This is a genomic window from Sporosarcina aquimarina, from assembly GCF_023715615.1.
GTDB lineage: Bacteria > Bacillota > Bacilli > Bacillales_A > Planococcaceae > Sporosarcina > Sporosarcina aquimarina_A.
The window spans coordinates 83,273-107,564 of record NZ_JAMBOM010000002.1; the positions used below are offsets into that span (position 1 = coordinate 83,273).

The window sequence follows — 24,292 nt, forward strand, 5'->3', positions numbered from 1 at the left end:
GACCTGTTTTAAATGCGCCACAGATCTGGACTCTCTTGGTATTTGCATATTGGTAACTTACCCTCTACTTCTACTGTATCAAATACAGCTTGTTATGCCATGACCGCCTCAATCACAGCTACATTTTGTGATTTTTCACACACCGCGTACCCCTTTAAGATAAAAGTGAAAAGTTCTACAAGTAATCAATAAGTACTTGTAGAACTAACTTTCCTTTATAGTTTAATTTTCTAAGTTCGTTTTCGGGGAAAGGTTCTTGGCCAAGAAATAAGCAGTTGCCAAATTTCTTAAAACTTTTTGCTCCACTCATCCTCTTCTAAAATCACACCATTTTCAGCAATATAACCAACGAAAACCATACCGTGTAGCAATTTCTCATTGTTTTTCAGAAATGATACAAATTCGTTGAACACCTTCTCATCAGTAGCATTCTTTTTTCTTGGGATCGTCAAACGAATAGTTGCTTCCACATCGAAATCTTTATAGCTTTTAGGGTCATTAGGATCAATCCCTAATTCATTTCCAATCTCGTCATTAATGTAAACATGAGCATCCATGTTATCATCGAGATTCTCTGATAGAAAAGGCTGTATTTCTTTTTCTATTTCCTTTGACCACTTACTTGCAATGTACGTATCTACCAATTTCTCAGTTTTATCATCAAAATAAATTAAAAAGTCAGTGTTCTCTTTTCTCGCTTTTGCAGCATATTCAAATCCGAAGTTTCCCATATTGTCGTACAAGGTATCATAGATTTCATAATTCCCATCAAAATTCTCCTTTAAATATTGCTCAGCCTGTCTTTTTATCTCTTCTTCTTTCTCTTTATCCGGCTTCATACTTTGAAGAAAGGCGAATATTATTAGTACAATTCCTAAAATAATAATTCCTAACACAACACACGAAATTTTCAAAAATTTACGCACATCTATCCCCCTATCTATACTTAAATATTGATGTCAGCTGTATATCCTAATAACATCTTTTCAATTATTATGATCTTGCCCCGGTGTTTAAAAGAGTACATTTTCATACTTCAGTAATACAGAAGAATTTTGACCTAGGAACGTCTGAAGATAAGTTTTCTCTTGCATCAACCCCAGCTTAAAAGTAAATGTTTTTGATAGCCTGTATTGGATGAATACTTTAGATTATTTATATCCACTAGTATGAAAATTAATTAGATACGAATCTTTCATGAGCGTTATAGGTACAGGTACCTTTAAGACGTGACACTCTAATTCAGATTAAATAAGTCTGAAATTATTTCATCACTTTCTGGGGAGAACATAAATATTGAAAACGAAATACATAATAGTCCTACAACTACGAAGCTCAATTTTCTCTTTCTAAATAGCCCTTTAACTACTAAGAAAAATCCCAGAAACATTATGAAGAAATACCAAAAACCCATAATTCCACCTCTTTTCTCTTTATGACGTTATATTTTATTAAAAGTTCATCGTTTTCAGTTTTATTAAGGTGAAACATTTTTATTATTTGTACACATCGTCATCTGTCTAATAGAAAGCGCAGGACCACCTGTGTAACTGCAATCGTTTTCCGAATTATTGCTGTTAACCATTTTTGCGTTCTACATACTTCCAAACATAAAATAGTAGTAATATTCCAAAAAGAGTAATATACCCTATACTGAGAATCTTAACAAACCAGATACTGAATCCAAAGATGATTGCACAAACTATATATGCCATCCAAACACTGATGGTTAAAATAAAAAAGCTGGACGTCTTTTATTCACACTACTCCCCCTCTAGAGCTTACCAACTATTTGTACGAAAAAAAGCAATAAAAGAGTTCACAACCTCGGATTATTACTGGAAATGCACAGATCCAAAATTAAAAACCGTGTGCAACTATGTAAGATCCTTTTAGCTGTTTACTTTCCACAGACATACCGCATCCTCATAAACTCAAATCGACTACCATTTGTATCTTGCATGAACGTCCCTGTTGTTTCAAAACCTGCTTTTATGTATAGCTTTATTGCTCTTTCATTAAAAGTGGCAACTGATAACGTAATATTTTCTGGGTTATACTTTGATATTGCGTAGTTTAGACCGGATTTGAGAAAATCCAATCCCAAACCCCTTCCCGTTAGTTCAGGTTTCATTCCCAATCCAATTTCAACAGAACCAGTTTCATATTCAAAACAAAAAAACCCAATTTCTTCCTCGTCTAATCTAACTGAAAAGTATTTCTCTCCGCGTTCTTGAGGAGCCAAAAATTCAGCTAAATCTTCTTCATCAGCCGCAATATCATAAAAAGAATATTTGCCTTCATAGTGCCAGTTTGAAGCAATATTTTCTGCTTGTTTTTGTGACATTTTGCTAAAAATATAATTCATGATCACTTCTCCAATCCGATCCAACTTCTCTAGTATAGGTTTTGGATACACTTAAACACGCTACCTGACAGGTAGAAAAAATGACTTTACTGCAGTATGCATCCATCAATATTAAAAGAACGCCGGCTCATCACCGACGTTTAAACATTCTCTTATTGAATGGACTTCAATTCACTTACCAGTTTACCAGTAGAGTCAACCGTCTTCACTTGACCTACGCCTTTGACATAGTAAAGTTTAAATCCATTCACGGTCACTTCTACAGCATTCGTGAATGTTTTGTATGGCGTTTTTACTGTTTTATTAATGCCTGTAATTTTAGACATATCACTTGGTGATGGTCCTATCCAAGATTTTCCTACCTCTACAGGATACTTTAGGTCTGTGTAGTACTCGGAGAACAGATAAGATTCAATCAGCTTTTCATCCGTTTCTTCTTGCTGTAAGTAAGAGATGTCTCCAGATTTTGGACCTTCACTCACCCAGAAGAACCCAGTGTAGTGAACCTCAGCAAATTTCCCCGTCGTTTTTTTGTATTCCATGCGGATATCTCCATTTGGAGAGGTGAATACATATTTCTTTGTCATATCACGAGAATAACCATCTTTTTTAACCGTTCTTTGTTTATATTCGGAGGAAAGACCTCGTGCTAGAAAAGCAGAAAACTGTTCTCGAGACACTTTGCTAGCCGGACGGAATGTACCATCAGAATAACCTGTTGTGATAAAGTCCCCTGCAATTCCTCGAATCGAAGAATAGGCTTTCATCTGTTCACTAACATCTGTAAACACCCGAATCGTACCTGTTTCTATTTCAAATGCACGTGCTAAAATAATCGCCATATCGCCTCGTGAAATGTACTCATTCGGACGGAATGTGCGATCTGGGTAGCCAGAAATAACCTTATAGACGGCAGCTTCCGAAATATAGCCACTTGCTCCATTTTGCGCAGTGACATCTGTAAACCGCGTATCACGTGGTCTTCCATCATAGCCTAACATGCGGCCGATCATAATCGCTGCTTCTGCTCGAGTGACATTACGTTTTGGTTGAAACTTCCCATTGGAATAGCCGCTAGTGATTTTTTTATTCACTAAGTATTGAATTTCATCATGAAATCGATTGTTTTTTGGAACATCAGGGAAACTAGTTGCCGCGGCTGCTGGTTGCACAGCTATTATACAAGCTATTCCCCATATAGCTAAAAATGTTAGTATTTTCTTCATTGTTTTTCTCCTTGTTTGTGTCTATTTAAGTTAGTTAGTTTCTTGCTCATGACGAATGAATCTATCCAGTTGATAGACTAGTTTTCAAAAATACATCGATTCATTACTTTCACAAATTAATGTCAACATTTTGCAACTACTTCTTTTGCTGGATGTTTTTCATAGATCACTTCCCCTTCGATGTCCATTCACTTGAGTGCCCTTCAAAATAATGATTCGAATCACCGCTTTGAATCTCCTCATAAATTGACTTACAAACCAGCTATGAAACGTTTCATCTTAAAGTACAATGAAATAGTTCTTACACGTTAATGAATTAGCGCTATAACAGTAAATAATTGAAAACTACAAAATTCATAATCGATAGATTTATGAACACGTGGCTCTATGTCTTCTATATCCACATCTTACCAGAAACGACTAGCTGTCACAATATAATATAAATTACCACCAGGTTATTTTCACAGTAATAATTAATCGTTTGTAATAGCATTAATCGATGAAACCTAGTGATCACGGACGCCACTATCCCATTCCTATGTTAAAATAGGAGTGTTGGAGGTAAGATTATATGCGAAACTTTCATTTCCACGGCATCCGAATTGTAAAAACAGGGATTGCCATATTTTTAACAGCTATCATTTGTGAATGGTTTCACTGGCCGCCTGTATTTGCTGTTATAACGGCTATTGTAACGATTGAACCGACCGTCAGTGATTCCATTAAAAAAGGAATCGTCCGATTTCCGGCATCTGCTATTGGTTCAGCATATGCTGTTTTCTTCATTGCCCTTTTCGGTAACTCACCGATTACCTATACTCTCGCTGCAGTTTTCACCATTTTAACTTGCTACAAATTAAACCTCCATGCGGGGCTTCTTGTTGCAACATTGACAGCTGTCGCCATGGTTGAGGTCATCCACAGCAATTATTTAATCTCCTTTTTCATCCGTCTTGGTACAACCACCACAGGTCTATTGGTATCTATCTCTGTAAACATGATCGTCTTCCGTCCAGATTATCGGAAGGATATTTTAGATAGTATCCAAAAAATCGGGGCACGGGCAGGAACCATTTTGGAACAAACCTTCCAAACAATTCTTTATGACGAACAAATAGATCGCACAATAGATGGAGTATTCATTCACCAACTAAATAAGGAAATTCTAAAAACAGAAACATTAATTCGTTTTCAACGGGATGAATCGAACTTGCATCCTTTAATGGGTGGAGATCGAGAGGGACTTCTTATGGCTGAAAAGCAATTATCCTATTTGCATAATCTCGATTATCATTTGGGGAATTTACGCTATTTACCCTTAAATAAAATTTCTTGGTCAAAATCCGAGCGAGATATCATAATGGACGCTGTAACAGAACTTTCGAATGACTTGAAGCATGCAACAGACTATAATTCACAAAAGCATCAGCTGCAATTGAAAAACATCACCGATCTTTTCTGGGAAGACAATGAAGAGATAACAAAAAACAATGAAATCCATCCAACTCAATTTCCACCGGAGTTAATTATCCTTTATGAACTCGTGACGATTTATAATTTAGTGGATCGATTTTACAATCCTGATCTTAAAAACTCCTTTCAGCAAGTAGAACGCAAATGATAAAACTGATTAATCGACACTCCACCTTCTCTTTGCATGACCTGATTCTGAATGGCCTTCATGATGTGAGCAAACAACTTTTTAAATTGTTCCGTGCTATAAATTGAGACGGTATTGACGAATGAGATGATAAGGAAAATGATAGCTGTGTTGCTAAAACTTGTTAAATGCAATAAACACAAAGGCTTCAGTCTCATTATCCGACTGAAGCCTTTGTGTTAAATATATTATTGAATGCCTGCATGAGAACCTTACGTACTTCTGAATAGCTTCTGCACTAAGTATTGTGATAATGCTGGGGTTGTTGCCGGGTTTGATAAGAAAAGCAGAAGGGGAAAGGCAATAGATTAAGCTGTTGTGTAGTACTTTAATGTAAATAATAATTTTTAAATTATTCCATAAAACGAAACATACGTTTGGTTTTATACTTCATAGATGGTATAATAAAAAAGTAGCGACATATAGCGGATGGGCGGTTGGCACTCCCTTGAGAAAGGGGGTGTTACAATGGTGACGTATGAATCAATGAACATGTTATTCCAATTTGGAATGTTCCTCATAGCAACGGTAACAGCAGTTGTATCGATGATTGCTCTATACACCAAGCAAAAAAAGTAACCACCCTCCGCTACCACGCTAAGTAGATGAGATGGTTACTTTTAACACTCTTATCCCACTGGCTAACCGCACTTCATGCGGATGTCAGCTACATGGACTGGGTGTTCTAGCACCCTGTCTTTTTTAGTATATGTTTATCTTACCACATTCATACGATTTCTACACTTGAGTAATCGCTGGCTGTGCACCATATAACTCGAATACTCTTCTGAATATTTCGGAGTTGAGTTCTGGACAGGCAGGCACCCTTAATTATATTGCCTCGCTTAAATTAGCAAATCTACTGACAAAAACTCAGAAAGAGATTGTTCACGTTTATCAAGCATAATCTGTTCCGACTTGACACCCTGATCACGTAGTACTTTAATATTCTGTACGAGAAATTCATCGCTGCCGACAACATAGAAAAGTCCATCCTTGTCTGAAGCAAGTTGCTTCACTTCTTCATAGTAGTCTCCTCGGTTATCGACGAACTGTGAGGTGAACTTTTTATCAGGCGCGGATTCAAATATAGTAGGGAATAAAAAATCTTTTGATGAGTCAATATTCAGTGAATGGATTTGATTGACATTGTCTGCACGTTCAAAATAGTCAAGTACCAGCGGTCTGAACGTTGCCAAACCTACACCTGAAGACAGCAAATATACATTTTTATCTTCTCTTTTTAGTGGTACATTTGAATGCGTTTTGAATATGGCCACTTCATCACCGATACCTAGATTTCTTAAAATCATTTTAAACTCAGAGCACTGTTCCTTAATACGGGTTGTAATACCAATCGAATTTTCATGAGGTAACGTGGAGATGGACATATGACGAATCAGGCTACGATTCGGTTTCTCTCCAGCATTAAAACCTTTCAGTGCAAAGTGGGTGTGAGACCCTTCTTCCCATGTAAAGTCTTCCGGACAATCTAGTAAAAAGGTTTTGACCTCAGGCGTTTCTTCTATAATCCCATTTATTTTAGTCCAATATATTTGCATTATAAATCCCCCTTTTATAATTATAAGTATCGTTCCTTATCTAATATACTATAGCTGATAATAATTCTCAATTAAGCATCTCTTAGTCAGAGCTACCTTTTTAAGTAGTTTTCTCTTTGTACAAACATTCATGACTGGTTCTAGTACAAATTTTGACATAAAAAAAGAAGCAATCACCAAAAAATGATGATCGCTTCTCTTTATTAACTTTCTCAATTTAACTACAATTTTCATATACCCATTGACTCTACCAATGCGCCAAACAACTTCGAATCAACTCAAGATCATTTCATGAACAAACGGCAGTTTTGAATTAATACATGCCCTCGGTTTCTTCACTAGTATTAATGAAAATATTCTTTGTTTGAGTATAAGCGTCTAAAATACTCTTGTAAGTTTCACGACCGATACCTGATTTTTTATACCCTCCAAATGGCGCCCCTGCAGAAACGTTTGTGAATTGGTTAACCCACATCCTTCCTGTGTGAACGCCACGTGAGACGCGAAGCGCTTTATTAATTTCGCGTGTGAACACGCCTCCTGCAAGTCCATAGTCGGAATCATTCGCTAGCTGAATGACCTCGTCTTCGTCTTTAAATTTAATGACTGTTGCGACTGGTCCAAAGATTTCTTCCTGAGCGATGCGCATTTTATTGTCGGCATCCGCTAAAATAGTTGGTGCCATAAAAGCACCATCACCTAATTCATCATCTTTAAGTTGATAGCCGCCTGTAACCACTTTAGCCCCTTCTTGCTTACCAAGCTCTACGTATTTCAAAATTTTATCAAGTTGTTTTTGGTTAATTTGCGCACCCATTTGGACGCCTTCTTCCCATGGAAGTCCTACTTTAACTTTTTCAAATGCTTCTTTCATTGCTTTTAAGAAATCGTCGTAAATATCTTCCTGGACAAAGATACGTGAACCTGCGCTACAAACCTGTCCTTGGTTTAAGAGAATACCCATTTGAACACCTTCAATCGCACGCTCCCAAGGTGCATCGTTAAAAATAATATTCGCAGATTTACCACCTAACTCTAGAGTAGAAGGGATTAACCGATTAGCGGCTGCTTTAGCAACTTTATAACCTACTTCTGTAGAACCCGTAAATGCCAATTTAGAGATACCTTCATGGTTAAGCAGATAATCACCAGATTCTGATCCTTTACCTGTAATAATATTAACTACACCTTTAGGTAAAAGAGGATCAAATAACTTAGCGAACTCTAATAGACTTAATGATGTAGAAGAAGACGGTGTAATGACAATTGTGTTACCCGCTGCTAGCGCAGGTGCAAGTTTCCAAGCAGCCATAAGAATTGGGAAATTCCAAGGAACAACCTGTCCAACAACACCCAGTGGCTCTTTGAGAACGATTGTGAGGTTATTTTCGTCTAGTTGCTGAGCTGCCCCTTCCTCTGAACGAATCACACCAGCAAAGTAACGGAAATGGTCAACAGCTAATCGAAGGTCTGCACCATTTGTTTCTCTCAATGGTTTTCCGTTATCGAGCGTTTCTATCATAGCTAACCGTTCAATATTTTCTTCCATTACATCAGCAATCTTTAGCAAAATATTACTTCTTTCCTCAATACCTACTTTCGACCATTCCGGAAATGCTTTTTGTGCAGCGTCAACAGCAGCGTCAACATCGGCATGCGATGCATTTATAAATTCAGTTAGTTTTTCACCATTAGAGGGATTTATTGAATCGAGTTTTTCACCTTTTGAACCTTCTGTCCATTCCCCATTTATATAGAGCTTATAAGACGGGTCAATATACTGTTTTACATTTACAGAACTCATAATTATTCGTCCTCCTTTGTATATCTATTTCATCTATTTTCCCGTAATAGTCTAACAACAAACATATTAAGCCTACTGTCCATACATAACCTTCGACAAAAAATGATAGACTGTGCACTACACACCTTCAGAACAATCTAGGTATGTGTGCACAGATAAACACTTTGTGCTATTTTCGTAAAACAAAAAGTAACCATCTCATCTACCTGAATTAGTAGATGAATTGGTTACTTTTAATGGATTCTAGTATACAAATTGTGTGGCATTTTTATCTTTTTTCCTTACCTAGGTATCGTCGCTTCCTTCTCAGGACCTACCTTCACATACCGGCTGCCAATGCTTGCGGCAAAGAAGACTTGCGCAGCGTAGTAAGTAATCATGACGAGTGCATCCCTACCTGGAAGTGGGGTTACAAAACGATTGATTGCAAGGAATGAATCCGAGCAAATAAACAGAAGTGCCCCTATTATCACCAGTGGCAAGCGTGTTCGAATCGCTTCCCACCCCATCAGCAGAATGACCGCCATATAAGCCACGATTGCTACACCGAGCACCATTTCTCCTGAAGCGATTTGAGGAACTGCAATCCAAAACACCATAAAAATTCCGTAAAGGATAAGCGGTATTGCAGCAATCAGAGGGACGGACTGACGTCGTGCTGTCCGAAACGCAGCGATATAAAACACATGAGCGAAAAAAAATGTAGCAAGGCCGGCCATGAACCAATAAATTGCCGCATCCGCCACCATGCTGACCGCAAGACCAATGAGGACAATCTTTTTATAGAGAGGAGTTACAAGAGATGTGTTTGTAGCCGCGTACAGAATAATCAACATCATGGGAACTAGTTTAAACGCGATTTTGATGCCTACTGGTTCTTCTGGAATTAGGAAAATATAGACAAGCCCCATTATGGTAATTAAGGCCAATAGTACTTTACGCAACCAACTCAACTCCTTCATAATCGCTACCTGTCCACTACACAACTTCAACACTATTCAAAAATGATTAAGAGTTATGTCGTGCTAAGGTAACGGTTTTAAACTGCAGTTCCCTTCTTACGCTTTCTCCTTTTCACAATATAGGTAATCAATATAGCAAGGATTCCAACGAAAGCTAGCAGGATTCCGTAAGCGGTTAGGATAATGCCATTCGGATTTTTAAGAATCGCAAAAACATTTGTATCATGTACGACGATTTTTCTATCTTTCAGTTGATTATAATAGTTAGGCACTTGTGCGACGCCGTCGACTTTTTCAAACGATTTCATGTAATTGGCGATGGCATACCATTCTTTCACTTCCTTGTGATCATTCATATAAATAATATGGTCTTCAAAATCTGTCACAGGCTTCCCCTCTTTTGTCTTTGGCATCACAGAGAGGATTCCAAAAGACTTTTCATTTACAAAAGGGAGCATTTGAACTGAATATAAGCCACCTACTACACGGTAGAGTTTTTCATCATCAATCTCTACTTTTTCACCATCCTGAGACTGCAAACTGATGTCTGTCACTTTATTGAAAATGAGACGATTTGTATTAAACGTATAACTTAAACCAGCGATATACAATTGAACCTCGTTCATAATTGGCGTAATCGAAGCATCAACTTCAGCAACCGTCTTTAATTCTTTCCCGGTTAGATAAATATCTAGCAGAGGATACCCAGAAATCCCATCTGGGCCGATGCCTAAAGAATTCACATTGAATACATTTGCTACCGTGATGTTCCCCTTACGAAATGAATTTCTAATCGTACCAACAGGGACAACAGCTGCAGCAATTGGCTCATACTCGCTCCCTTCCAATTGTTGTATGGTATGAATAAAGGAATCCCCAATCAAATTCCCGATTGGTTCTTCTTTTTGTTCTATCCCTAACTCTGTGAATGAAGTGAAATCGAAGGGTGTGTAAGCAAGCAATTCATCGAATTCCATTCCAAAGTGACGAAGGTAGTTTTCCTGAATCACATGTTTATACTCCTCAATTGTTTTGGTAATCTCCGGATCTAAAGGAAGTAAATCATCGATTAACTGTAGTTCATAATTATTGACTTTCCATTTGTTTTGTTCATTCTGTGAAATAGTTAGCACACCTAAATGTTCTCCATATTCACCGGCTGAACCTAAAATTGTATCTCCTACAATAATTGGTTCTTCTAGAGTTGTATGGCTATGACCACTAATAATGACATCAATGTTCGGAACCTTTTTTGCTATGAGTTCATCTTCTGATTTTGACGGATTTTCGGACGTACCCGAATGAGAAAGCGCAATGACAAGGTCTACTTTCTCGTCATTCTTTAACTTAGCTACCGTTGACTTGGCACTTTCTATCGCATCATTAAACGTGACTCCAGACATAGGTGCGTTTCCAGCTGCTTCTTCTCCCATCAACCCTAAAATGCCGATTCTAATTCCTTTACGCTCGATGACCATATAATCTTTCACATCGTACTCATTCATCGCTTCTTTTAACGCTTTGATGTTGTCGGGCAACTCGCCATTCTCATCTGTTGGAAATATCGTATTTGAAGCAACAATGCTTGGTAGTTCTTCACCACTATCCTTCGCAGTGCGTAAACTTCTCGCTAACCCTTCCGCTCTAAAGTCAAACTCATGATTTCCGATTGTAGTCACATCATAACCCATTTGTCCCATCATTTTTAAACCTGGCGCGTCCGTTTGGTAAATCGTTTGGAACAATGTCCCCATTGCGAAATCACCCGCATCGACTAATAGGGCATCCGGATCTTTTTCTCTTTGCGCTTGAATCGCACTATGTAATCCAGCATACCCGCCAACTGTCATTTTCCCTTGTCCTCTATCGACTTCAAAAGGAAGGAAATTGTCATGTAAATCATGCGTGAAAAGGATGGTGATGGATTCGTTAGCTGAATCAGCGCTCCCTTTTGTTACATCCATCATGAATGTTGTTGCTATGAGTAGAACGATTGAAAGAAACCTGGCTAGTAATTTAGTAATTGTAATCCCACTCCCCACTATGTATCTGTCCGAAGTACAACTCACTTATAAAATATCATCGAACCTAAATCTCACTCCGATTTTTTCATCTGATGATAATTGGTTTGACCATAACGTATAGCTTTTTTCCATCATCGCATGGGCGAGCTCTTCTGCTTGCTGATCATCACCTTTTAATGCAACGGCCATTAATTTCCTATAATAGTTCAACGATGCGTCTCGGCGAAAAGAGCTTTCAAAGTATTTCATTGCCATTTTCACATAAGCTGGCTCAAAGCTATTAAGCACGAGTGTAAAAAGAGGGTTCTCTGATAATCTGGCTAACTTTTTTTGCACCTTCCAATCATAAGACGCAAACACTTCCGGAGTGTCTGGTAACTCATCACTTTCAGATAGTAAGCCTACTACTTTAGGGTGATTCAGCTTAACTGCTTTTTTTACATATTGAGGTGTTAGCGCAATACGCAGTTCTAGAAAGTAGAGAACGAAAGCATCTGGTACTTGGTCAAAGTACTCTATTATATCGACGATCGTTGTAATATTTCCGCCATACCAATAATCATTCACAACAGCGCGTTGGCCTTTTCTAAGCGTCAGCCAACCGCCATGACTTAGGCGCTGTAAAATTTCTCGAATCGCAGGACGCCCTATATCATAGATAGCCGCCAATTCCCTTTCCGTCTCAATTTGGCTACCTGCTAGATATTCTCCTTGAAGGATTGCTTTAATGAGTTCTTTTTCAACAGATGCTGTTCGATTCATAGCAAGGTCTCCTTTTGGCAACGTATAAATAGATGGCGAGGAATATGTCTATACATCAAGTGCGCTTCTCTAAATTCTTTGCTGTCTCACTTTTTTCGACCAATTTTTGATCTCTATAAGTTCCGAACGTTTTATCGACAGAGGTATGCGTCACACCAAACCAGTAGTTTTCATTTTTAAAATGATGCCAAAGATGGGCTTTCTTAATCTTTCTCCCTATCTCCGTTAGCGGTTGAACAGGTCGATGTGCAATGTAGTGCTTCCATTCGTAATACATAAAATAGACAACGATTCCCGCGAGATAAGCAATCATTAATTGGTAGTTTCCTGTTATTAAGTAGAAAATGAGCGCAAAGATTGAGAAGCCAGGCAAACTGAACCATAGCGGTAAGAATAACAGTTTTAAATTGTTAGGATCAGCGTGATGATCGAAATGTAAGCGCTTAATCGATTTCAGTAAAAAAGGATTAGTTGGAGTCTTCATATGAAATAAAAATCGGTGAATTACATATTCACTCATTGCATAAGTAGCCATCCCAATAATGAAAGCAATCCATGTACCCATGTAAAGAGCATTTAATAAAGTATAACCCATGAGCGGAATAAACAGAATAAGCATAATAGCGATATCTGGATACGTGAGAAACTCTTTCATGTACTTCGTATTCATTTACACTCCTCCTATCGTATTGTTGAAAAAAATTCCCGAGGTATTCTAGGTTATGAAAACGTCGCATTTGGTATGACCAGTTTAGTTATTGGTCTTACCAAACTGTATAGTTTTCTAAAAAGATAGTCAAATAAATTCTAGAGTTGCAGTTTGGGCTCAATCAATGAATAGGACTATCATTTCGAAAGTGTCCCCTTCTAACACATTCGATAATGGAATCAAATTCGTGCAAAACCCGCATATGAGTTGCAAGACAGCAATTCGTCATCGAATCCCAATATAAATAAAAGCTAGATGAGCAGCTACAAAAAATAGCTTTCATCTAGCTTTTTATTTATATGCTTCGACAACCTTCAGAGTTGCTGTAGCGTTGAGCCATACACGGTTACCGTCTGCTTATGATTCTAGTTCTCTGAAATTGCATTTCCAATTACTCTATCTTTTCCAGCCACGATACCGACTAGTAAGATGACAACTGCTAAAGCAATTAACATGATAAGTGGCATTGTCCAACTATCTGTCATATCGTGTAATCCCCCAAATACAATTGGGCCAGTTGCTGCTAGTAAATAACCAAACGACTGTGCCATACCTGACATATCTGATGCTTCAACAGCAGTGCTTGTTCTCATGCTGAAAAACATCATTGATAAGCTAAATGCGCTACCTGCGCCAATACCAATCATAATGACTGCTACCGGCATCAAAGACGTACTTCCAATTAAAACACCTGTTATGCCAAGTATAAACAGAACCGCAGTGCCCACGCCTAGCAGAATTTGATTTTTCATTCGTTCGGCAAGAACAGGAATAATAAACGTAAATGGAATAATAGCAAATTGCATTAAAAATAACATCCATCCAGCTGCACTCATACTATAGCCCATGCCTTGTAGGATTTCTGGCAACCATGTCACTAACGTGTAAAAAATGAGAGATTGTAATCCCATAAATAATGTAATTGACCACGCAAGCGGAGAACGAGCTAACGATAATTTCTCTTTTGGTGTTGCCTTTGAATATTCAGTTGGCTCTTTACCCTTTTTCAATTGTGGAGCCCAAACCGCAATCGCGATGAAGACAGGTATTGCCCAAAATGCGAGTGATCCTTGCCAACCAATATCACCAATAGATGTTAAAGGTACACTTAAGCCCGACCCTAGCGCTGCAAAGATGTTCATAAACACGCCATACATACCGGTCATAATTCCTACTTTTAATGGAAAGTTCATTTTAATAAATCCAGGTAGCAATACGTTACCAAACGCAATGGCAACCCCGATTAAAATAGTTCCTGCGAATAGTGCTCCTGTTCCAAATAATGATCGTAAGACAATACCAAATGCCAAGACAACTAATGAAAGGAAAATAGTTCTCTCCATTGTGATTTTATGCGCTATTTTCGGAGCAAAAGGTGAAAGCAGTGCAAATGCGAGTAAAGGAAGTGTTGTAATCGTTCCCGCCAATGCATGGCTAATACCTAAATCTGTTCGTATTAATGTAATTAAAGAACCGATTGATGTAAGTGGTGCTCTCAAATTGGCAGCAATTAAGATGACGCCAATCATTAAGAGCCATTTTTTCTTAGAATCTATTTTCGTTTGTTGTAATTTTGTATCTTTTTGCAAGTTTAGTCCTCCTGAATGCGTTTAATCTTCTCTCTGAAATCGTTTATGTATGTATTTACATAACTAATTGCTGCTTGCACATCTTGTTGCTTAATGGCTTCTAGTAATTCATAGTGAATCTCTTCACTATAGTTAAAGTATGCATCTGCCACCATTATTTCTACGATTGAAGACTGCAGTGGTTCAGTTATATGTTCATAAAGACGTTCTAACATCTTATTATGTGATGCTTTAACGATTGCTTTATGAAATATAATATCTGCCTGTAAAAATTCTTGTACATTTCCTTTTTCAGATGCCAATTTACATAACTGAATAGACTCGGTCATCGCTTCTAAATCATGATCATTACGCCGGATGGCTGCAAGCTGTGCCGCTTCTCTTTCTAAAGCAAGACGCACCTCTAATGTTTCCATGATGCTCGACTTTTCAACTTGTCTATGGAGCGCTACACCAAAGGCACTAGATGATTTTACAACCGTACCGCTACCTTGTTTGGTCTCAAGTAAACCCGCATGAACAAGAGCGCGAATCGCTTCCCTCAGTGTATTTCGGCTCACGTCAAATTCCTTCATTAATTGCATCTCTGCAGGCAATTGATCGCCAATTTGCCAATGGCCACTTTCGATAAGTTGTTCGATTTGAATCACCACTTGCTCAACCAATGACAAACGTTCTGTCTTTTTCAGCATGAGTACACCTCCAAATGTTCTTTTAGAAAAGTTGTAGGATGATTGGACTTAATCACTATAACACTAAGATAATTAGAAGTAAATATAGGAACTGGTCACCGAAAAATGTATCGATTTATCGCTAACTAATGAAGTGCTCCTCTAAAAAGGAACGACTTCGATAGTTTTCAAAATTAAATTGGACAGCACTTCATTCCTAAATCTTAGCTACTAACAAAAAAGTAAGATGAAGGCTACTACTAGCTGTTCATCTTACTTTATACATTGTTTCGCACACAGACACGTTTTACGTTTTTGAGAATCTCTTCATTTCATAAACAAAAAAATAGATGTTATCAGCACATCTTAGATGGCAAGCTTCACTCCCCACACAGAGTAATGAACCCGTTTCAGCTCATCATTTTTTAGTGGTTCCATGTTTGTTTCGAGCACAAGCCCCAACCATTTCAGTTGGTGATTTTTCTGTTTGCTGCGATTTAGTCGATATAGTTATTTACGCTATAACGAATACCGTCTTCCCCAACATATTGTCGTGGGGCGGTTTTCTCCAATGTGTAAGAGAAGTTATTTTCGCCGGGTATGGTGATGGTATACAGATCTTTTTGCTTTTTAACGGTATAGTTTTTGTAGTCGCCTTCTTGCAGCTTCATTTTGGCTAACTTCGCTTGATAGTTCTCAGACGCTGCCTTGATTTCCGATTCACTCTGTTCTGTTCCCATGAAGGAATCTCCCATAAAATTGTTTTGAATGTACATTGTTTTCCCATCGAAAGCAATATAGTAATTTGTCACTTCAAACGAATCCTGCTGTTTCATAATGGTGCCTTCCCAAGAAGCCGTTACATCTTTAGCGAAAAATCCCGAACTAAGCGAGATCGGTTTGCCGATTAGAATTGTCACGGTGAAGGCGATTGAAACGAGCAATAGCAAAGAAATAATTGCAGGCTTCCAATGAAACTTTCGATACCTATGCGGTACACTTTTCCCGTGGAAGACCGATTGGTGCATGGTCCTTTTTTGTTCCTCTGTAGGCTGAAACGGCTCGCAAAGGGCCTCGAGTTTTTGAGTTAGTTCATCGTCGGTATAGGGTTTCAAGAGACATGCCTCCTTTCTTGAGTTCTTTTTTGAATGCGTCCAGGGCGCGTTTCAGGCTCATCTTCACTTTACCTTCAGAGCTGCCAAGAATTGCGGCTGTATCTTTCGTGGAGAACCCCTGGATATGCCGTAGCAGGATGACTTGCTTCTGACTCTTATTCAGGCAGTGGAGCGCTTCATAAAATTCGGTCTCCTGTGCGTTGAGTTCGGCCGTTTCTTCGGAGGACGGGTGGCTAGCGAACAGATGGAAGTCCTTATCGAAAAAGTGAGGCAGAGGATGTTTTTTTCTGAAGTGGTTCAATGTTGTCGTGTAAGCGATTCGGAAGATCCACGTCTTCACCGCGGCACGACCGTCGAACTGATGCGCCTTTTCCACGACTTTCAGGAACGTTTCCTGTGTCAGTTCTTCTGCTGTGTGTCGGTTCCGCACTTGCATAAAGATATAGCTGTACACAGCACTAGCATAATCCTCAAACCATTGTTCTGTGGACATCATTTCACCTCTCTTCTATATACTTAGACACCAAATTCGGAATTTGGTAACGCTAGTTTAAAAATTATTTTAATGGTCATGTGTAGCGGATAGGAATGCAAATAGAAAAATGCACAACTGCTCCAGGTTTTGTTCCGGGAGCAGGTGGACAAAGTACTACAGTTCACACTGTGCACCGCACAACTTGAACACTATGCAGAGCTATCCCAGAGTTGAGTCGTGCAAATCGACAATGTAATTTTTGGTTTGTTTTTTTCCTTACCGGTTCCTACAACTTTACAGTTAATTTTTAATGAACAGGTTTTTCAGGACCTGAGCGTTTTCAGGATTCATCCTGCCATAGCTTTCATCTTCATTGTTGCTGGTGATAGTTGCAGAGTCGTCTTCTTCGAACATGATCCGATATTGGACAAGTGACCCGGGCATGTTTTTGTCTTTCTCATAGAAGAAAGTTGCCAGAACGTCTTCTGGCCCCGCCATGTCCGCTTTGGTTTTTGACTGCCACTCCGTATTAACGAATGCTTTTTGTGCCGCTTCCAAGTCCTCGTGATTCACAAGTATCTTTTCTTCTCCTTTATTGCCGTGTTCATCTACGTGCTGAACGTCAATCCGAACGAGTCGTCCTTTTTCCTTTTCTGCAGACTGTTCTGAACATGCTGTGGTAACGAAAACCAATACTAATAGGAAAATAATATTCCATACAACTTTCATAACTGATCACCTCTAAGTTTGCACTCTTCATACCCGCGCATGACGTCACTCCTTCACGATTTCTTCAATTATCCCCTTCGTTTTCTGGTTACCATATGCACCATAACCAAATATATTTTCATCTATCAAGTAGATTGTATGGAAAGTAGAACCGTCTTCCAGTTGAAAGTAAATAAAGACCCGGTTATTCCTATCACTTTCGTTTTTTGGGTCTATATTTCCTTTATAAGCGAGCGCCAGGTATTCTTTGAGAAATGTCTCAGTCTGTTCTGTATCTAATTCACCAAGGAGTGTATCATCATCACTTCGGATACTGATTTTGGTCACTTTCCCTTGTATATCAGCTAGGTCCCCGAGCGTTTCTGCATTTGGATTGTCGATTACTTGAAACACACGTCCATCCGCAAAAACACGAAATTCCGGTTTGTAGCCTTTTACTTCGTACACAGGAGTTCCTGCCGACACATAAGTTGCCTCATCGTTTTTCAATTTATGGCTGGAGCACGCATGACCATCTAGCATATACGTTACTTTACCAAGGCTATCTCCTGTTTCCGGATGTGTATTCTCCTGTTCTTGAATAATGTCACTTCCATATTTAATATCGTTTATCATGATGACATCTGCCCAATCGATTTCACCGTCGGGACATCCCCGAATTCCATCCCAGACTGAACAGCCCGCGCTCAGTGAAGACATAGACAAAATCATTGCCAGCAACCACTTCTTTGTCATCCCAACATTCCTCCTGAAGTTTTCGGATGGTTTCAAACCCCATTCATTAAATTAACAAGCTCGATTTTGACAGAGTAGTGGAAAGTCACATTTCGCGTTAGTAGGTTTAAAGCATGTCTCACCATGCCCTATTTTTTTTGGCAAGCGATGACTAACCTAATCAATGTTCCAAACTCGTCGTTTCAAATCAATTTGTTCATGGTCCTTTTTTATTCTTAAAGTCAGGTTATCAGATTCATATTATTGTATGAATAATCCGTCATTTTATCTTGTTCATTTGGAAACTGGAGTTCACTCTTTTTCCCAATCATTCCCCAAATGTCAAAGAGCCACTTGCATGGTGTACGGCAAGTAGCTTAATTAAAACGGTGCCAATGCGCGAAACAATTATGTTTGTTTCGCGCACCTATTTCTCCTATAGTTAAAATTCATCAACATATATTATTCATTCATCAGTTAAATAGATGATGCAGTAGCCGGTCGCGATCGCTGAAAAACTGATTCATGATCGAAAAGTGTGGAGTATCCTCCAATTCGACTTTTCTCATCCCTTCGACTTCCAACTGATAGATTATAGCTTTTGGATACGCCATCAAGATCGGTGAATGGGTAGAAATGATGAACTGTGAACCTTCAGTCACGAGCTCGTGGATCCTTGCGAGCATCGCGAGTTGCCGGGTTGGAGACAGTGCTGCTTCTGGCTCATCCAGTATGTACAAACCGTTTCCCTGAAAACGCTCGATGAACGCCGCGAAAAATGATTCCCCATGTGATTGTTCATGGAGAGACTTGCCACCGAAGGAATCAATGATTCTTCGTCCTCCCAAAGGTTCTGAATCCAATTCTTCTATGTGGGTAGCGACATTGTAAAACGTCTCCGCACGGAAGAAAAACGAATCATTCGCCCGATGAACACCTTTGACAATTCGAAGGTACTTGTCCAGATTGGAATGAGAGTCATAGCTCGAAAAATTGAAATTCCGTGTGCCTCCTTCGGGATTAAACCCAAGGCTGATAGCAATTGCTTCTAACAGCGTAGACTTCCCCATCCCATTTTCCCCAATGATATAGGTGACATTCGGATGGAATGCCAACTCTCGCAAGTCATGGATGAACGGAAGATTGAGTGGATACCGCGCAAAGGACTGAATTTGGTCTCTCTTCAGATAAAGACTTCGTATGTATTGTGTATCCTTTGTCAGCATGGCCATTTACAAATTCTCCCCTTTCCATATTAGATGATATGTGTTTTCTTAGTTAATTCCAGAAAACCCCGGTTTGCATAATAGTCCTGCATCAGCATAACTGAATTTTTCTTGTATTTTTTCCATATTCATACAATTCATTTCGCGGTGAAAGCTTCTCACATAAAAACGAATTTACATAGAACCGATTAGCAGCATCAGCACCATGAACATCATGAATACAACAGACAGCAGGAACAAGAGCAGTGAGACCGCAATATTCCGCCTAAATTCGCGGAATCCAAATACCAAGCCGGCGAGAATACTCACCCACCAGACAATATCGAAAAGTAGCGTGTTGAACTTATCTAATACACCTGAAAAGAACAATACAAGGAGCCCCACCTGCAGCAGCAAGATTCCCAATCCGGTATTGGACGGCCGGCCCAGCGCTTTGTTCTTACTGAGAACCCCTATTGCCAGCAAAATCAGCATCAATAGAATTCCTGCTGTACCAATCATTATTGTCACGCTCATCTTTAACCTCGCCTACTTCCCTATTATCCATCACTTTCTTAGTTTGAAGCTTGGGTTTAGAATAGGTTCTGAATTTTCGTTAAAACGGACCACAATACTGGAACTATTAGGCTCATTAGGATTCACCAAAAAACACCATGCATTCAAGATTTACACATACTACTTTTTTAATGAGACAACTTTGGGCTGCCTGTTCTCTGAGTCTATGAATCGCTTATTTTTCAATCACGCCAATCTCATAACCTTCATACAAATCCTGACTTTCGTTTACCCAATTCAAATAAAGACTCGCCAAGACTTCAACATTCTCAGCTGGAAACTCTCCAGACCGCGAAATAGCAGAGATCGTTTCGTTTCCAACTTTCTCGGGTTTCGGGTCATACACCACTTTTGTTTCTACGACTTTTCTAATTAATCCAGCCTCAGAATCAATTTCCACGACCATTTGCAGTCGGACCTTCCCCTCTCTCGTAGGAACCTCTCTAAACACCAATTTCTCGTTCCCATGACCAGCTGCCTCACCATACGTGTATAACAACTCGCCAGTATCTTGAGCAGTAATGTCAACGATGATGTAATCGTCCGTTGTTCTTTTTGTTAATACGATGTCTCCTTTTTGGTAGGGGATCTTTACGTAAAGATCGTCTAGTGCAACTTGGTGATCCGTCAAAGCCGGTGGATCTATATAGTCGGATACCACACCTGGTCCCGATGGTGCCTCATGTTCGATCGTTTTTTTGGAATTTGGAATCGGTTCCTCATCTCTATCGATGACTAGCACAGAAATAAAGATAACCGCCGCTAGAAGCACAGCCACTATGTAACTTTTTTTCACGTTCATTCCCACTTTCATTTCGTATCTGAGCTGCACCTTCATAATTCACCGTTCAGGTTCATTTCATTGAACGTATAGAGAAATTGAGATCCTTTATCGTTCCTTATTCAGTATAGAGACGATCACAGAAAAACAATGGAACTAATTTTACTAAGTTCTCCTCACCCACAGACATGACTAGTATGTATTTAAAACAGTGATGGTCAATAAACTTAAACATTTCTTCTCTATATCGTCCCTTGATTTCCAACATCTTACTCTTTAATTAGCTTAATAGTGTTAGAATCGTTCGTCAAGACTCTTTAGAAAAGAGACTTTCGCATTCATAAGCTATTCAATTCCCTTCACATGATGGCTGCCTGCATGTCAAACTCGTGTGTTTGTTTCCGCGTCTTTGATATTTTCGAGATCAGGCTCTTAAATTGATAACTGTAACTTTCCAGTTGTCGGTTCGTCTAGTAGGAAAAGGAGTGAGCATATGAAAAGGCTGACTGTGTTTTTCATGATTAGTGTTGTCTTTGTGGTGACGGGCTGTATTTCTGATAAAAGTAATAAGGGAGAAATTGAAGCGGAATTGGCTCAATTAGTTGCTTCCGAAAAGACATTGCCGAGCAATTTTGACAGCACTAGCAATCAAACTGAAATAAAGGGGATTCAAACAGAGCTTGTTAAAACCAAGGAAGTGTATAAAGATTCATGGAAAGAGTTTCAACTTGAAGGTTCAATTCCAGAAATCGATTTCGAGACGAACGACGTATTGTTTGTCGGAATGACTGAATCCAGCAGTTGTCCCTATATTCTCGACTCACTCAAGACGAACATAGAAGAGAGTCAGTTAGCGATTACTTTTGAACCGTTGGATGATGTGTGCACAGCAGATTTGTCACCAAGAAACTTCGTAATTGCGATTGATAAAAAACTATCGTCCGAGTTAACATCCTTCCGAATTGTGACAGAACAAAAAGAAATTACAGTTCCAATAGTAGTGAAAGAGATTGAGTATGACGGTTAAAGTTGAGGTTCACGTGAATTTTGTATCTGCATTGATGTTTTCTTTGGCATCAATAAAACACAGCTGTTTCAGTTCGGCGTGGTAGCACTTAAAATTTCGAACAACGTTCAGCATTCGTAACACCAAACCCGCTGTAATTATCATTTAAATTTTCAGATTCAAAATGTCCTGTTTCCGATATCTCTTGTTCTTTCATTGTACATTTCGCTATGATAGGAACAATGAAAATACAGGGGTGTTACAAATGGAAAGGTTCAAGGAACTAATAGGGATGGCGGCCATCACGATTTTTTTCAGCCTGCTGACGTGGGGTCTTACATCATCATACTTTGAAGAGTATGATTTAATGTCCGCAGAGCGGAAGACAGAGACGGTCGCGAGCATAGTCGGTACAAAAAGTCTGTTCACGCCACCTGCTTACCATGTAAAAATCGAACAGCCGGACGGAACACCATCCGAAGAACTGTACCGCATCTCAAAGATACAAGCGGAAGAACTTACCCGGGGAGATGAAATAGACGGCTACTCCACCGGTCCGACGGGTTTTTCAACAATCCGGGACATCCTTATGGACAGCATGTTCTACCTGGTGGGCATCGGCGTACTCGGCTTCTTAGCGTTCTGCTGCCTGGTAGCCACTATTCTATCCATTCCTGCAGTTGAGCAAGCGGAACAGAAGTCTGCATACAAACGTCATGTAAAAAAGAAGCACAAAAAGCGCAAAAAGAACATGAATAAGAAAAAGCATGATACCGGTTGGGGAATTGCCGGTGCCATCGTTGTATTCTTCCTTTTCTTCGCGGCCCGCTTCCTCCTTAACCTATTCAGAAAGGTGATGCCTGTCGGAAAGACAGAAACGGAAGCGTTGATCTTCGACAAGTATTCGTATATTACCTACCGAAAACACGAAGATTCCATACGTGAATTCACAATCGCATTCGATGATCAGGACGGCAATACCATACAGGTCATTAAAGATGTGACCCGAAACACCTTTGCAGATTACGACATCGGTGACCAACTGCCAATCGCTTATAATTCCTCAAATCCCTATGACGTCTTTGTCCGCGGAACTTCAGTTCAGGATATTTTTCAAGCTTTGCTTACTTGGGAGATGCTCGTCTATGGCTCAATTCTGGCAGTCAGCGGATTTGTCATCTGGGCTTATTATGATAGCAGGCTGAAGGGGAAATTTGTGAAACGACGGGAGGATGCTCAGTGAGGTGGATAAACTAAAAACTTTGGTTGTATAAAGTCATCTCCAAATCAATTCTGAATACCACCTTGATTCCGCTGCGGACAGGCAAAGCTTTCAAGGAGGTTTGGCAGCTCTCTTGAAGGGAAAATGAGAGAGAGACCTATCAGATAAAATAATTATAAAAGGAGTATGACTAGTATGAATAATATACAATCAAATCGATTGAACGACGGTACAAGCCTTCCGTCAATTGGCTTTGGAACGGTGAACATCAATGGTGCACAAGGCGTAACTTCCGTTTTATCAGCCATCGAAGCCGGATATAGACTTATTGATACATCGACGAATTATAATAACGAAGGAATGGTAGGAGAAGCGGTTCGGCGGTCATCTATCCCAAGAGAGGAACTGATGATCAGCTCAAAACTTCCTGGACATTCACATGATTACGACAAAGCGATTCTCATGATCCAGGAATCATTATACCGTATCGGACTTGACTACTTTGATAAATATTTGATTCATTGGCCACTTCCGAAGCAAGGTAAATATGAAGATGCTTGGCAGGCTTTAGTCGATGCGCAGAAATTCGGACTGATCAAGACGATCGGCGTATCGAATTTTTTACCGGAACACCTCGAACGGATCATTGAGAAAACAGGTGTTACGCCGGCGACTAATCAAATTGAGCGCCATCCATATTTCAACAATAACGAACTGGTAGAGTACAATAAAAGCCGAGATATCCTAACAGAAGCCTGGAGTCCTTTAGGGCGCGAAATAAATGATGTGTTAACAAATGATACTATTGTATCAATAGCTGAGAAATATAATACAGCGCCAGCGCAAATTATTATTCGGTGGAACTTGCAAAACGGTGTCTTACCGATTGTAAAATCATCATCATACAAACATCAAAAAGCAAATCTTAATGTCTTTGACTTTGAATTAAGTGACGAAGATATCCAAACAATTGATTCCTTGGATAAAGGCGAAGCAGGAAGAGTAGAGGGGCAGCACCCGAACGAATATGAAGAGTTTGATTAATCAGCCTCCTTTGCTCCTATAATCGGTCATGGGTACCTGGACCATATACAATTCAGACACTATTCAGAATCATATGTGGTCCAGGTAC

At 39.3% G+C, this 24,292-nt stretch carries 23 protein-coding genes; 5 read left to right on the forward strand and 18 right to left on the reverse strand.

What is annotated here, in order from left to right; genetic code table 11:
• Window positions 1–287: 287 nt before the first annotated feature.
• The 3 genes from M3197_RS07470 to M3197_RS07480 form a co-directional block, all read right to left on the reverse strand.
• Complete coding sequence (locus M3197_RS07470; protein WP_251660300.1) at window positions 288–926, reverse strand: hypothetical protein; 639 nt, start codon at window positions 924–926, stop codon at window positions 288–290.
• Between the two features lie 974 nt (window positions 927–1,900).
• Window positions 1,901–2,368: a GNAT family N-acetyltransferase gene (locus tag M3197_RS07475; RefSeq protein ID WP_251661009.1), complete on the reverse strand. Its 468-nt coding sequence runs from the start codon at window positions 2,366–2,368 to the stop codon at window positions 1,901–1,903.
• Window positions 2,369–2,520: 152 nt separating this feature from the next.
• Window positions 2,521–3,594, reverse strand: coding sequence for an S-layer homology domain-containing protein (locus M3197_RS07480; RefSeq protein WP_251660303.1), 1,074 nt, complete (start codon window positions 3,592–3,594; stop codon window positions 2,521–2,523).
• Between the two features lie 571 nt (window positions 3,595–4,165).
• Between M3197_RS07480 and M3197_RS07485 the strand changes: the two genes are divergently transcribed.
• Both M3197_RS07485 and M3197_RS07490 read left to right on the forward strand, forming a co-directional pair.
• Entirely contained in the window at window positions 4,166–5,215 is a 1,050-nt protein-coding gene (locus M3197_RS07485) for an aromatic acid exporter family protein (RefSeq protein WP_251660305.1), read from the forward strand.
• 507 nt (window positions 5,216–5,722) lie between these two features.
• Window positions 5,723–5,833 carry a putative holin-like toxin gene (locus M3197_RS07490; protein WP_251660307.1) on the forward strand — a complete coding sequence of 37 codons (111 nt, stop codon included), beginning with the start codon at window positions 5,723–5,725 and terminating at the stop codon, window positions 5,831–5,833.
• 266 nt (window positions 5,834–6,099) lie between these two features.
• On the opposite strand, the gene M3197_RS07495 is transcribed toward M3197_RS07490, so the two are convergent.
• The 15 genes from M3197_RS07495 to M3197_RS07565 all read right to left on the reverse strand — a co-directional run bounded on the left by M3197_RS07495 (window position 6,100) and on the right by M3197_RS07565 (window position 20,953).
• Window positions 6,100–6,816 (reverse strand): ferredoxin reductase domain-containing protein, encoded by a 717-nt coding sequence (locus M3197_RS07495; RefSeq protein ID WP_251660309.1) that lies wholly within the window; start codon window positions 6,814–6,816, stop codon window positions 6,100–6,102.
• Window positions 6,817–7,129: 313 nt separating this feature from the next.
• Window positions 7,130–8,620: an aldehyde dehydrogenase family protein gene (locus tag M3197_RS07500; RefSeq protein ID WP_251660310.1), complete on the reverse strand. Its 1,491-nt coding sequence runs from the start codon at window positions 8,618–8,620 to the stop codon at window positions 7,130–7,132.
• A gap of 281 nt (window positions 8,621–8,901) precedes the next feature.
• A complete protein-coding gene (locus M3197_RS07505) occupies window positions 8,902–9,564 on the reverse strand; it encodes a lysoplasmalogenase (protein ID WP_251660312.1) in 663 nt (220 codons plus the stop codon).
• A gap of 95 nt (window positions 9,565–9,659) precedes the next feature.
• Window positions 9,660–11,549: a bifunctional metallophosphatase/5'-nucleotidase gene (locus M3197_RS07510; RefSeq protein ID WP_251660314.1), complete on the reverse strand. Its 1,890-nt coding sequence runs from the start codon at window positions 11,547–11,549 to the stop codon at window positions 9,660–9,662.
• A 102-nt stretch (window positions 11,550–11,651) separates the two neighbouring features.
• Window positions 11,652–12,368, reverse strand: a complete 717-nt coding sequence (locus tag M3197_RS07515; protein ID WP_251660316.1) for a GntR family transcriptional regulator — start codon at window positions 12,366–12,368, stop codon at window positions 11,652–11,654.
• Window positions 12,369–12,423: 55 nt separating this feature from the next.
• Window positions 12,424–13,038, reverse strand: coding sequence for a sterol desaturase family protein (locus M3197_RS07520; protein ID WP_251660318.1), 615 nt, complete (start codon window positions 13,036–13,038; stop codon window positions 12,424–12,426).
• 404 nt (window positions 13,039–13,442) lie between these two features.
• Entirely contained in the window at window positions 13,443–14,606 is a 1,164-nt protein-coding gene (locus tag M3197_RS07525) for a CynX/NimT family MFS transporter (RefSeq protein WP_251661011.1), read from the reverse strand.
• A 62-nt stretch (window positions 14,607–14,668) separates the two neighbouring features.
• Window positions 14,669–15,358 carry a FadR/GntR family transcriptional regulator gene (locus tag M3197_RS07530; RefSeq protein WP_251660321.1) on the reverse strand — a complete coding sequence of 230 codons (690 nt, stop codon included), beginning with the start codon at window positions 15,356–15,358 and terminating at the stop codon, window positions 14,669–14,671.
• Between the two features lie 476 nt (window positions 15,359–15,834).
• Complete coding sequence (locus M3197_RS07535; RefSeq protein WP_251660323.1) at window positions 15,835–16,452, reverse strand: hypothetical protein; 618 nt, start codon at window positions 16,450–16,452, stop codon at window positions 15,835–15,837.
• Window positions 16,430–16,945 carry an RNA polymerase sigma factor gene (locus tag M3197_RS07540; RefSeq protein ID WP_251660326.1) on the reverse strand — a complete coding sequence of 172 codons (516 nt, stop codon included), beginning with the start codon at window positions 16,943–16,945 and terminating at the stop codon, window positions 16,430–16,432. The genes M3197_RS07535 and M3197_RS07540 overlap by 23 nt, the downstream gene beginning before the upstream one ends.
• 282 nt (window positions 16,946–17,227) lie before the next feature.
• Entirely contained in the window at window positions 17,228–17,656 is a 429-nt protein-coding gene (locus M3197_RS07545) for a hypothetical protein (protein ID WP_251660328.1), read from the reverse strand.
• A 45-nt stretch (window positions 17,657–17,701) separates the two neighbouring features.
• Window positions 17,702–18,391: a hypothetical protein gene (locus M3197_RS07550; protein WP_251660330.1), complete on the reverse strand. Its 690-nt coding sequence runs from the start codon at window positions 18,389–18,391 to the stop codon at window positions 17,702–17,704.
• A 452-nt stretch (window positions 18,392–18,843) separates the two neighbouring features.
• Window positions 18,844–19,602, reverse strand: a complete 759-nt coding sequence (locus tag M3197_RS07555; RefSeq protein WP_251660332.1) for an AAA family ATPase — start codon at window positions 19,600–19,602, stop codon at window positions 18,844–18,846.
• A 168-nt stretch (window positions 19,603–19,770) separates the two neighbouring features.
• Complete coding sequence (locus M3197_RS07560) at window positions 19,771–20,112, reverse strand: hypothetical protein (protein ID WP_251660335.1); 342 nt, start codon at window positions 20,110–20,112, stop codon at window positions 19,771–19,773.
• A gap of 214 nt (window positions 20,113–20,326) precedes the next feature.
• Entirely contained in the window at window positions 20,327–20,953 is a 627-nt protein-coding gene (locus M3197_RS07565; protein ID WP_251660337.1) for a hypothetical protein, read from the reverse strand.
• A 472-nt stretch (window positions 20,954–21,425) separates the two neighbouring features.
• On the opposite strand from M3197_RS07565, the gene M3197_RS07570 reads away from it, so the two are divergent.
• The 3 genes from M3197_RS07570 to M3197_RS07580 all read left to right on the forward strand — a co-directional run bounded on the left by M3197_RS07570 (window position 21,426) and on the right by M3197_RS07580 (window position 24,204).
• On the forward strand, window positions 21,426–21,959 hold the full coding sequence (locus M3197_RS07570) for a hypothetical protein (protein ID WP_251660339.1): 534 nt from the start codon (window positions 21,426–21,428) through the stop codon (window positions 21,957–21,959).
• 244 nt (window positions 21,960–22,203) lie between these two features.
• The gene (locus tag M3197_RS07575) at window positions 22,204–23,181 is read left to right on the forward strand and encodes a hypothetical protein (protein ID WP_251660341.1); all 978 of its coding nucleotides are present in this window, start codon (window positions 22,204–22,206) and stop codon (window positions 23,179–23,181) included.
• Window positions 23,182–23,355: 174 nt separating this feature from the next.
• Window positions 23,356–24,204 (forward strand): aldo/keto reductase, encoded by an 849-nt coding sequence (locus M3197_RS07580; RefSeq protein ID WP_432813983.1) that lies wholly within the window; start codon window positions 23,356–23,358, stop codon window positions 24,202–24,204.
• Window positions 24,205–24,292 lie beyond the last annotated feature (88 nt).